General features: G+C 65.2%; 1 protein-coding gene and 1 pseudogene. Both read left to right on the forward strand.

What is annotated here, in order from left to right; translation table 11 throughout:
* Positions 1–628: 628 nt before the first annotated feature.
* A pseudogene (locus ACZ5PB_RS43420) lies at positions 629–1,421 on the forward strand (IS5 family transposase); the annotation flags it as partial.
* A gap of 39 nt (positions 1,422–1,460) precedes the next feature.
* A complete protein-coding gene (locus ACZ5PB_RS43425) occupies positions 1,461–1,835 on the forward strand; it encodes a hypothetical protein (protein WP_468699268.1) in 375 nt (124 codons plus the stop codon).
* Positions 1,836–1,843: the final 8 nt, after the last annotated feature.

The raw sequence follows: 1,843 nt of genomic DNA on the forward strand, positions 1-1,843 counted from the left end.
GCGCGCGCCTCGCTCCGCGAGGACGCCGCGCCGCCACTACGTGGCGGAACCCCTACAACGCTCCGCGTTGCCCCTGGAGCTCCGCCCCAGCTTCCGGTCCGCTCCGCGGCCCTGGGCTCAGATCGCTCCGCGATCCGGCCTCACGGAATCCGCTCCGCGCATTCCTCAACAGCGCAGCTACTCCAGGGAGTTAGTGTGGGCCACTGTTTCGTGCAGAAGGACCGCCCGCACCTCCCGCACAGCTCACTAGGGCCTGCGGTAGAGGCCGGCTACCTCCCAACAGGGGAAGACCTCCGAGATTCCAATGAAACGGATCCACCCGTTCCACTCCGCAACTTCAGATGCAGAAAACTTACCGAATCTTCGAAAGCCGGGGTGCCCCTCCTCAGACACATCAGCCGTGTGGGGAGGGACGAGCCAGGGAGACGAAGGGGCGGAGGAACGGACGGAGGGACCACTACGTTGACACCGGCCAACCACCCCCTCAACTCACCCACGCTCACCCGTCTTTTGCCACTCCGTGGCACCAACCGCCGGTCTGCTCCGCAGCCCTAAGAACCGCTGACACAATGAGGGCGAACGCCCCTGGTGGCCATGCCTGGCCCACAAGTTGGACGTCGTTCGGACCATGGGAACGCCACCGTGGATCGTGCCGGAGGACTTGTGGGAACGGATCGAGCCACTGCTGCCAAAGAAGAAACGTCGGTATCGGTACCCCGGCCGTCTTCCGGTCCCGGACCGTCAGGTGCTGTGCGGCATCCTGTACGTGCTCTGCACCGGCATCCAGTGGGAGCACCTTCCCAAGGAGCTCGGCTTCGGCTCCGGGTTGACGTGCTGGCAACGGCTGCGGGACTGGAACGAAGCCGGCGTCTGGCACCACCTACATGAGGTCCTGCTTGCCGAACTCAACCCAGCCGCACGTCTCAACTGGTCCCACTGCGTGGTCGATTCCTCCCACGTCAGGGCCCTAAAAGGGGGGCCCACACGGGCCCTTCGCCCGTCGACCGTGGCCGGGCAGGTTCCAAGCATCACCTGATTACCGACGGCCATAGGACTCCGCTTGCCGTCCTCCTGACCGGCGGTCACCGCAACGACGTCACGCAGCTCATGCCTCTTGTCGACGCGATCCCCTGGGTTCGGGGCCGAGTTGGTCATCCGCGGCACACACCGGACCCGCTCTTCGCCGACCGCGGACACGACCACGACATCTACCGTGCGAAGGTCCACGCCCGGGGGATCGTGTCGGCCATCGCCCGCCGCAGCACCCTCACGGCAGTGGTCTGAGCACCTACCGCTGGGTCGTGGAACGGACTTTCGCCTGGCTGCACGGGTTCAGACGGCTCCGCATCCGTTGGGAGCGGCGGGCCGACGTCCATGAAGCCTTCCTCAAACTCGCCTGCTGCCTCATCACTCGTCGACAGCTTCGCTCGATGACCATCTGCCACCAGCAGCCTGCCGACATGAATGAACAGACGTCCGACAGGCCCGGGATACGCAAGCCGAGCGAGCTGCGGAATGTCTACGAGCTCCTGGACCAGGTGAGACTGCGCCCAGGGATGTGGGTGCGCTCCAGCTCTCTTCAACACCTGGACTCCATGCTCGTCGGCTACGCAATCGCCTCGGAGATCAACAACAGTGCTGAGCGTTTCGACCTCTGGAACGGTGGCCCCTTCTCCGAGTGGCTGTGGAAGCGGCTGGACATGGCCTACCCCAGCAGCCTGGGCTGGGCAGTCGAGATCGAACGGGCCGCCGAGGCGACGGGTACCCCAGCGATGGAGATGTTCTTCTCCCTCTTGGACGAGTTCCGCGCTGAACGCGACCACCCGCAGAGGTAAGCCCCAAG

The sequence above is a fragment of the Streptomyces sp. NPDC032721 genome (genome assembly GCF_055579625.1).